This window comes from Terriglobales bacterium (genome assembly GCA_035454605.1).
Taxonomy (GTDB): Bacteria; Acidobacteriota; Terriglobia; order Terriglobales; family Acidobacteriaceae; genus DATMAB01.
Map to the genome: position 1 here is coordinate 1 of DATIGQ010000011.1, position 9,387 is coordinate 9,387.

At 63.1% G+C, this 9,387-nt stretch carries 8 protein-coding genes; all 8 read right to left on the reverse strand.

Annotated features, from left to right (window positions below):
- On the reverse strand, window positions 1–504 hold a 504-nt coding region (locus tag VLE48_00985), incomplete at its 3' end, for a hypothetical protein (GenBank protein ID HSA91560.1).
- 847 nt (window positions 505–1,351) lie between these two features.
- Complete coding sequence (locus tag VLE48_00990) at window positions 1,352–1,909, reverse strand: hypothetical protein (GenBank protein HSA91561.1); 558 nt, start codon at window positions 1,907–1,909, stop codon at window positions 1,352–1,354.
- A 1,820-nt stretch (window positions 1,910–3,729) separates the two neighbouring features.
- Entirely contained in the window at window positions 3,730–5,373 is a 1,644-nt protein-coding gene (locus VLE48_00995) for an NAD+ synthase (GenBank protein ID HSA91562.1), read from the reverse strand.
- Window positions 5,374–5,451: 78 nt separating this feature from the next.
- Window positions 5,452–6,486: a hypothetical protein gene (locus VLE48_01000; protein HSA91563.1), complete on the reverse strand. Its 1,035-nt coding sequence runs from the start codon at window positions 6,484–6,486 to the stop codon at window positions 5,452–5,454.
- 18 nt (window positions 6,487–6,504) lie between these two features.
- Window positions 6,505–7,479 (reverse strand): CPBP family intramembrane glutamic endopeptidase, encoded by a 975-nt coding sequence (locus VLE48_01005; protein HSA91564.1) that lies wholly within the window; start codon window positions 7,477–7,479, stop codon window positions 6,505–6,507.
- On the reverse strand, window positions 7,476–8,483 hold the full coding sequence (locus tag VLE48_01010) for a hypothetical protein (GenBank protein HSA91565.1): 1,008 nt from the start codon (window positions 8,481–8,483) through the stop codon (window positions 7,476–7,478). Before VLE48_01010 ends, VLE48_01005 begins: the two co-directional genes overlap by 4 nt.
- A 70-nt stretch (window positions 8,484–8,553) precedes the next feature.
- Window positions 8,554–9,114, reverse strand: a complete 561-nt coding sequence (locus VLE48_01015; protein HSA91566.1) for an NADH-quinone oxidoreductase subunit B family protein — start codon at window positions 9,112–9,114, stop codon at window positions 8,554–8,556.
- A gap of 41 nt (window positions 9,115–9,155) precedes the next feature.
- A partial coding sequence (locus VLE48_01020; protein ID HSA91567.1) for a zinc-binding dehydrogenase occupies window positions 9,156–9,387 on the reverse strand: 232 nt, incomplete at its 5' end.

Sequence of the window (9,387 nt, forward strand, 5' to 3'; positions counted from 1 at the left end):
AATTTGATTCGCGCCCGCCTTCACCCGGGCGTCCAGCCGGGCAAAGATGCGATAACGCCCAGTCTGCCGGAACTCGAACCACTCATTCAGGACCAGCGTCTGAGAATACGTTTCGCCCGGTGCTACCCGGACCCTGCCTAAGAACAACAATCCCTCCTTTCGGGGCCGCGCAGTCCGAACCTTCCGCCTTCCCAGCGGGTCGTCGATGAAAATGTACAGGTGTTCCTTGCTATCCTCTCCGAGATCGACCTCCAGGGCGTGGGGCCAAGGATTCGAGATCTCCAGGTCCAGAAGAACCGGGTCTCCCAGTGTCAGCCGTTCTTTCTCGAGGCTGAATCTCACGTACTTTGGCGGTTGGGAGGACTCCGAGTACACAATAGGCAAGCAAGCTATGGCGACCAGAACGACACACAACATCCCGCGTGGTTTCACGCCTATCTCCGCTATGGAAGTATGTAGGTAGCCGTTGTTCCCGCACCTGTCTTTGAGGTAACAAGCCTCCATCGGCCGTCAGTGCCCTTGGAAAACGACCTGACAATCGAAAGGGGACCTGCAAGGTTGACCCAAGGTCCGCTGTCACACCGGTAGCGAAAGTACTGAACTGCCGTAAATGAACTCGTGCTGTACGGTTGAACGAAATTTAGGTTCGTCGTGGCATTCAGATCTGTGAACCCACCAGCCGTTCCCGGACCAGTCACAATTGTCGGATTTGCCCAGGTGCTCCCAGGACCCTTCGGCCAGGGCGGGCTTGGGGGTTGGAAGGGATTAGCAGTGCCCGGATAAGTCACGATTTCCCCGACCAAACAGTTGCCCAGGTCTTCGAGTCTTCCTGTACTCGAATCCCACCAGTATTCTGTAGAGAGGATATTTCCAACCCCCTCAACACGGGAGGCGACGAGGCGGAAGTTGGTGGGCCTGGGAGACGGCGGAGGATCTGCCACCGGCTCGCACGAGCAGGGTTCCGGCCATCCCTCCATGGGGTCCGGCGCGCCCTCTCCTCCGCCGCCGCCCTCCAGGCACTGCGGGCAGCAGTTCACGCTGGCGTACTCCGGGGGAAGGAACAATAGATTCGACGGCTTCTGAAATTCTCGAATGCGATGCTCCAAGGGTACACCGTAGTCGTACAGCCGCAGCTTTTCCAGTGGAACCAGCACGGCGCTTTCCGTCGTTACCCCCTCTTTCCCGCAGGCGCCCGAGAGCTGGAACCGGCCCTATTCAACGACGATCTCGATCTCTTCAGGTGAGAGAACTTCCTCGGACCAATCCTTGAGGAAGAATCGCTCGTCCTCCAACCGCATCTCAGAAACCCCCGCTCGAACCTTGAGCCGGCGAGTGCCCTCTCGTACCCAAGCTATAACCGGAATTGGGTTGCTCTGAACACGACGGAAACTGAACCCTTAGGAGGTATTTCTCTCGCAGATCCAGCTACGTTGATTGCCGCAGAAGTGACGGCGAAGGTCGCGGTTTCCTCCCTGCTCTTTTTGGCATCCCAGAACCGTAGCGTGAATACGAACGTGCGCCGCTCGCGGTTGCCGGCGGCCTGCACTCTCAAATGTTCCTGTGATATCGGCATCGCAAACGGAACCGCACCTACGTTGGTCAGTGTCGCCTCAACCACAAAGTCCTGTTCCGCCCGCAGCTTTCTTGGCCGCACCGCGCGCAGCTTCACTTTCAAAGGCAGAGTGTACAGAGGCGGCGTTCGCCCCGCCCCTTGAACACCTCCCACAGAAGCCCCCGGCACGCTCAGCACTTCCTGTCCTTTCGGAGTGGGTCGCGTTAGGTCGATGACTTCTGGTTCTTGCGGATACGTGGTGGAAACGGCCAGAATCAGGCCGCAGATGATTGCGAGCCCGCCTTGCCGCGCCACTCCGCGGCGCTGGGTGTCAATTGCAGGCAGCGTAATGGGCATAGTTGATGTTCCCCAGGAATGTCCCGTTCTCATTCGTGGGGTCCAGCCTGCCCTCTCCGCCGCCGCCCTCGAGGCACTGCGGACAGCAGTTCACACTGCTGTATTCCGGGGGAAGGAACAGCACGTTGGACGGCTTCTGCGACACTGCTAGTCCGGACGAGGGGACCCCCTGCGTTCTACAAGGGAGCGTGCCAGGTTCCGGACACTAGGGTCCGGATCCTTCTCTGCGCTTCTCCTGAGCGTATCTCGGGCCAAAGAAGAGTCGGAAACGGAAAGCGTCTCAAGTGCAAGACTTCGCACTTCGGAACTCGAATCGCCCATTGCTGTCACGATCAACGACCGCAAAACTCGATCCCCGCCTAGCGCCCCAAGCAACTCGACGGCCAGCTTCCGAACAGTTTCGTTGGGCGATTGCAGTTGTTCGGCTAATGGCTGGATCGCGCTATCCCCCAAGGCACGCACTCCTGCCACCGCCTGTACATCAGCCGAGGGCCCAATGTCTTGCTCGTGATTCGGATGAGCCAGAAGTCGCTCAAAGACACCTCGTATATGTGCTCGTGCCTGTTCCTTTGCTCGATCACCTGGCCCATGCCCGATGAGCAGTTGCCAAGCAAACGCCTGTACCTCCCGATCAGCATCTTTTCGAGCAGCTTCTGCAATAACCGGACCAGACACACTCCAAGGCACTTGTGTAAGGGCCCCAAGGGCCTGGATGCGTTGTACCGGACTCGGCGACTCCCGAAGAATTCTGGCTAGCGGCTGTGCGGCACCCTCGCTTCCAAGACGCCCGACAAACCGAACCACCAGTTCGACTTGCCGAGGCTGGGCGTAATCGATGTACTCCGATAGGATCGAAATCGCTGCATCACCGATCTGGCGAATCTCCTCCATGGCCTCCTCCGACGGAGGCACCCTGACCTCCGCTCGGCTGCCGTCCTGCAGGATGATTTGTCCCTCGCTCAGCGCGCGTTCGAAGATTTCTCTAACCCGGCCGCTGACATCTTCCCTCGTGCACCCAGCCCCTTGACCGGGCGTTGCATGGGCTGAGAAAAAGAAAAGCAGCATCGCCAACGCCAGGGTTCGTCTCCTCTTTTCCATCATGTGGCGCCCTCTTGACTGACTAAGTGTCAGTTTACCGTGCCTAGGGTCTCGGTGCTGCCGGGAGTTACCTGAACCCGGATGCCCTCCTGGCAGTCCCGACGGGTTGTCACGGTGTCTATCGGATATGTCACAGTTCCCCCCGTCGAGGGTACCTGCACGTTGAATGTCTGTACGACATTGACGCAGCGGTTTGGCGGAGGAGGCGGCGTTATGCATGTTCCAACTGGAACATCAGTGAAAAAACCATCCGCATCTGTGGTTGCCGGAGTCGCAAAGGGGCGGAAACCAGAGAATGCATGGGTTCCGTTTACAGTTACGTGCTCTTGCGGTGTCAGTCCAGCAGCGCGAATCTCGACATTTGATTGGTCCGCGACCACGTACAGCACAGATGCTTCGTAACCCGTGTACCAGAACGGGCAGTCCGGAAAGACAGGCAACACACTAATTACCTTGAAGTACTTGGGCACCTGCACGAAGAAGCTCGTCGTAGCAGCGCCTCCTGGAGCATTAACGGTCACCGTCCAGCACATATCACTATGAGAATCGACGAGGGGGATCGGAACGATTAACCCATTTGTTTCAGGGACTTTACCTCTAACCCCTTTAGATCTCGGGACCGGCCGGGATCTCCGCCCGTAACCTGATGATTCCATTAGAGGGGTACCCGGGGGAGGGATACCCGAGGATGGATTAACTCCGATGTTAATCCCCAGGCTCGCCTACCGCGGTTCGGATTTCTGGGCGATGGGGAAGCGGCGGCCGAAGCCGAAGGCCTTGGGAGAAATCTTCAATCCGGGTGCGGCCTGTTGGCGCTTGTACTCGGCGCGGTCCACCATGGCGAGGACTTTGGCGATCAGCGCCGGATCGAAGCCCCGCTCGCGGGCGATCTGCTCGGCGCTGTGGCTGTCTTCCACGTAGTCCTCGAGGATGGCGTCGAGAACCTCGTAGGGTGGCAGGCTGTCGGTGTCTTTCTGGTCGGGACGCAGCTCGGCGGAAGGCGGCTTCTCCATGGTGGCTTGCGGGATGAGCGGGCGGCGCGAGTTCACGTAGCGCGCCAGACGGTAGACCTGGGTCTTGGGGACATCCGACAGCACGGCCAGGCCGCCGACCATGTCGCCGTAGAGGGTGCAATAGCCCACGCCCAGCTCGCTCTTGTTGCCGGTGGAGAGCACGATGGAGCCGAACTTGTTGGAGAGCGCCATGAGCAGCGTGCCGCGGATGCGCGCCTGGATGTTCTCTTCGGTGTGGTCTTCGGGGCGGCCGGCGAAAACGTCTGTCACGCAGGCGCGGAAGGATTCAAAAACCGGAGTGATAGGCAGGACCTCGAAGCGGATGCCGAGGTTCTTGGCCAACGCGCGCGCGTCCTCAATCGAGCCCGGGGAAGAATACGGGCCGGGCATGCCCACGCCCAAAACGTTTCCGGCGCCGACGGCCTCGACGGCGATGCAGGCGGTGAGCGCCGAGTCGATGCCGCCACTCAGCCCGACCAGCGCGCTCTGGAATCCGCATTTGCGCATGTAGTCGCGGGTGCCCAGGATGAGGGCGGCCCAGGCGGCGGCGTCATCACCCTCGATCTGGGCGTGCATCTCGCCGGTCATGGTCTCGCTGTCAAAGAAGACCAGGTCTTCCTCGAAAGACGCGGCCTGGGCGACGAGGCGGCCGTCGCGGCCCAGCACGAAGCTGGAGCCGTCGAAGATGAGGCTGTCGTTGCCGCCCACCTGGTTCACCATCACCACCGGCGCCTGGTACTGGGTGGCGATGGCCGCGAGCATGCGCTGGCGCAACTCGCGCTTCCCTTCCCAGAAGGGCGAAGCACTGATGTTGAGGATGAAGTTACCTCCGGCGCGCATCAGGTCCTCGACCGGGTCGACGTTGTACAGGCGGCGGCGCCAGAAGTGCTTGTCGTTCCAGGCGTCCTCGCAGATGGTGAGGGCCATGCGGCGGCCGCAGAAATCGAACAGTTCCTGGCGGCGGGCGGGAGCGAAGTTGCGCTGTTCGTCGAAGACGTCGTAGGTGGGCAGCAGCATCTTGGACTGCTGGAAGCGGATGGCGCCGTTCTCCAGCAGCAGTGCCGAGTTCATGACCGACTTTCCGGTCTCGGCCTCGGCGGGGGTCACCGCGCCGCACAGGACGGCGATGCCGCGGGTCTCGGCAGCAATCCGCTCCACGGTTTCCTGGTTGCGGGCCACGAAGGCCGGCCGTTCGACCAGGTCGCGCGGCGGATAGCCGCAAACCGAAAGCTCGGGGAACATGGCCAGGCCGGCGCCGGCCGCCTGGGCGCGGCGCGCAAAATCGATGATCTTGGCGGCGTTTCCGGCGAAGTCGCCGACCGTGGGATTGATCTGGCCGAGGGCGATCTTCACACTTCCAGTTTACGCCGGCTTCAGGAGCGGCACCAAGCCGGAGGCGAATGCGCGGGAGGGTTCCAGGAACCGAAGCAACTACTGGGGGTTGGGACCGGGGCCGGGTGGGCGGCTACCGGGATTGCTGGGATCGCTCGGGGGCGGTTCGGGCAGCATGACAGGACCGCCGCCGGTGTTATCCGGAAGGTCGATGGGAGTCTCCCCAGGGCGGCGCAGCGTAGGCTGCTTCTGGGGCTGGTCGGCGGGCTTGGGAGCGGCGTCGGGATTCCCGGCAGCGACCTCGGTGGCGCCCTCCGGCCTGACGTCGACTTCCTTCTCGGTGCGCACCAGCCTCTCGCCGGTCATCTTCATGGTCTTGACCTGCACCACCTCATCGCCCACGAAGCGAATGAACTCGACGTCCTGGGGTGGCTCGCCGTAGATCCATTCTTCGTACTCGACGTCGCCTTCCTTCTCGCGGATCTTGCGCGGCGGACGACCCTTGGAGGTGGTGACCATCTCGCGGTTCATGCCCACCAGGACTTCATGTTTCAGGATGGCTTCCTTGGCCTTGGGCGGAAGCGTATCCACGTAGGCCTGCGTCGGACTCCTGGAGGAGAAATCGAAAACCGGCTTGAGCCGCTCCTTGACCTCCTCCACGGTGAGGCTGGGCACGTATCCCTTGAACTCCAGCACCACCATGGAGCCAGGAGAGAAATCGGGGGGCTGGTCGGCCACGGGAGAGGATCCACCGGCGCCCTGGATCTGGATGCGCTGGTACCATTTCTTCTTCTTGACCGGGCCGCCGTTGATCTCAAAGATGATCTCGTCGTCCCGGACGTCCATGCGGGTGATGCGGGCGAGATCGCCGGGCTTGGCCGCGATGCCGTTCTTCATGAGCATCTGACCGAGCTCCTGACCGGACGGAGAGAGGGTTCCGTCGGGGCGAAGCACCAGCCCCTTCTTTCCCATGGGGAAGGGCTTGCGCACGTACACGCGCTCGGAACTCAGGCTGCGCAGAAGGGCGAAGCGCTCATCCTTGCTCAGCCGCGCGGGCTTCTCGCCGGCGGCCGCGGAGGCCGCCCCCAGCAGAGCGAGCACGAGAGCCACCGATATGTGTCGTGCAGAACTCATCGGCCGACCGTTTCTCCCCTAATGATTCGCCTGGCCAGGGAGATTTGCAAGTGGGTGCGGGCCGGATCCAGCCGTGGGGAGATCGGGCGGAGTAGTCTGTGGGGACGAAACGGACGGCCGCCGTGGAGTGATTCGGAGCAGGACCGCCATCCCCAGGGCAATGACGACCGCGCCGGTAGCGCTGGCTTCTATGCCGTAGCTGCCACCGGTGAGCCACTGCGGTCCCTCTGCCGTGCCCCGGACTACGACCGCGAACTGGGTCACACCGCTGACCGGAAGGCCGAAGACCAGGCCGAGCATGGCGTTCCATCCGAAGTGGATGCCCCATGGCATCCAGAGGCCGCCGGTGCGCAGGTAGCTGATGGCCAGGAGCGCACCGATGAAAACTGTGTTGAAGGTGCCCCAACCCAGAAGCCTGGCGTGTGGATTGGCGGCGTGAATCAGCCCGAACAAGGCGGAAAGCAACAGAATGGCGCCCGCGGCGCCGATTCCCTCCACCAGGCGTTGGAAGGGGTAGCCGCGGAAAGCAACCTCCTCCAGCATGGCGGCGGTGAGGAGCACCCAGAGGTCCACCAGAACGTACCAGACGACGCCCGGGGCGGCGATGGTGCGGAAACTGAGGTGTCCGAAGGTGGCGATGGCGCCGACCGCGAGGGTGACCATTCCAACGCCCAGCGCGGTCCCGACCAGGCTCTCCCGCAGCCAGGCACGTTCCAGACCCAGGCCCATGGCGGATAGCGGATTCCCCTCTGCCCGGTCGAACAGGCGCAGCATGGCGCAAAACGCCGCCAGCGACAAGGCAAGAGCCAAGGGACGATATACGGCCTCGGCGGCGCCCGCGGAAGCCCATCCTGTGGTTCCCATGACCACGCGGGTCGCAATGCCGGCGGCGATGTTGGCCACGACGAACAGGACGGCAGAGATCCAAAAGCGCCAACTGGGACGCAAGCGGCCGTCCGGAGCGAGAAACAGAGCGAGGATCAGGCTCATCATCGGAGGCGCTCGCTGAGGTGGAGTCCGCGGCGGGCTAATTGTGCCGGCAGCACCACGCCGCCGTGCGCGGCGAGGGCGCGCGCCACGCGCGCTCGCGCCTCGGGCTCGGTCAGGAACAGCACGCAGCCGCCGCCACCGGCGCCGCACACCTTGGCCGCCCGGGCACCATGCCGGCGGGCAACTGCGATCAGGCGTTCGATCCGAGGCGTGGTGATGGTGGGGGCGTTGGTCTTGCGCAGTTTCCACTCCGCGTTCAGCAGGCGGGCGGCAGCGTCCCAGTCGCGGTCAGCCAGAGCATCGCGCATGGCGCGGGCGATGCTCGCGATCTGCTCGAAATTGCGGAACACTCGCCGGTCGCCATCCAGATGGGCTTTGAACACCTCCCAGTTGTTGATGCCAGACTGGCGCGGCGCACCCGTGTAGGCCAGCAGGAAGCGGGCGTCGAGTTCGGCGGGAGGCACCGGCAGCGCCTCGCGATGCACGCCGTCGGCGTCCAGGTGGATGGCGTTCACGCCGCCGTAGAGAGCCGGGTAGTAGTCCTGGCAACCGGTAGGCACGCCGATGAGTTGCGCTTCCGCGTTCTGGGCCAGCACCCGCAAGGCTTCCCGGCCGAGGCTGCGCCCAGTGAAGTGTGCCAGTGCCGCGGCCGTGGCGATCATCAGGGCGGAGGAACCGGAGATGCCGGCGCCGGCGGGCGAGGCCGAGTCTGTCTCCAGGCGAAACCCGCGGCGCGGACGAAACCAACGTACCAGGCAAGCCGCCAGAGGATGCTGATACCGACGGGTACGCCACAGGGCGTCGAGCGAGGCGAAGCGTTCCTCCCTGCCGGTGTCCAGCGAACACAGGTGGATGATCTTGCCGGAGAGCGCCGTGATCGTGCAACGAGTCAGGGTGGTGAGTGCAAAGTTCACCGTGACCGCGCCGGGATGGAACAGGTAGAGCGGCCAAATGTCCATGGTGCCGCCGGCCAAGTCGGCGCGGCAGGGAGCGGTGGCCGTAATCACGCTAGGCATGCGAGCAGAAGTTGTATCACGGGAGATTGAAGATTGCCGATTGACGATTGAGGCTTGGCAATCAGGCCAAGTTCAGGGCGCGCTTGAACGAGCCACGCTCGTTCTGGATCTTCTGCTGCAGCAGCGTGATGGCATAGATGAGCTGCTCCGGGCGGGGCGGGCAGCCGGGGACGTACACGTCCACGGGGATGACCTGGTTCACGCCCTGGACCAGGGCGTAGTTGTTGAATACGCCGCCCGAAGTGGCGCAGGCGCCCATGGAGATGACCCACTTGGGCTCGGGCATCTGTTCCCAGAGCTGGCGGATGACCGGGGCCATCTTCTGCGAGACGCGCCCGGCGATGATCATGAGGTCGGCCTGGCGGGGCGAAGGACGGAACACCTCGGCGCCGAAGCGGGCGATGTCGAAACGCGAAGCGCCCATGGACATCATCTCGATGGCGCAGCAGGCCAGGCCGAAGGTCATGGGCCACAGGGAATTCTTGCGCACCCAGTTCACCGCGTTATCGAGCTGGGTGAGGACGACGCCCTCGGGCTGCTCGGAACCTAGGGAGAGCTCGGGCACTGGCGAGGGCGCCGTGGAGCCTCCGATGGGATGCCGGGCCTCGTGGCGGTCGTCCATAAACCTATTCTAACGATGTTCGGAAGCGCGTGGCGAGGGACCTATGGGTTCAGCACGATCTTCCCGAAGTGCTCGCTCTTTTCCATGCGCTCGTGGGCGGCGCGGGCCTCGCGCAGGGGAAAGCTCTTGTCGACTACCGGCTTCAGGCGTCCCTTGAAGACGTGGCCGAGCACGGCGTGCAGCTCGCCCATGGTGCCCATGTAGGAACCGAGGAATTGCAAGTGGCGCGAATACAGGAAGCGCAAGTCGAATTGGGCTTCGGGGCCGGTGGTG

What these genes read in the sequence shown, in the direction of transcription:
- VLE48_01000 (HSA91563.1), bottom strand. Translation starts at nt 6,486, where the DNA reads ATGAGTTCTGCACGACACATATCGGTGGCTCTCGTGCTCGCTCTGCTG.
- VLE48_01015 (HSA91566.1), bottom strand. Translation starts at nt 9,114, where the DNA reads ATGGACGACCGCCACGAGGCCCGGCATCCCATCGGAGGCTCCACGGCG.
- VLE48_00990 (HSA91561.1), bottom strand. Translation starts at nt 1,909, where the DNA reads ATGCCCATTACGCTGCCTGCAATTGACACCCAGCGCCGCGGAGTGGCG.
- VLE48_01005 (HSA91564.1), bottom strand. Translation starts at nt 7,479, where the DNA reads ATGATGAGCCTGATCCTCGCTCTGTTTCTCGCTCCGGACGGCCGCTTG.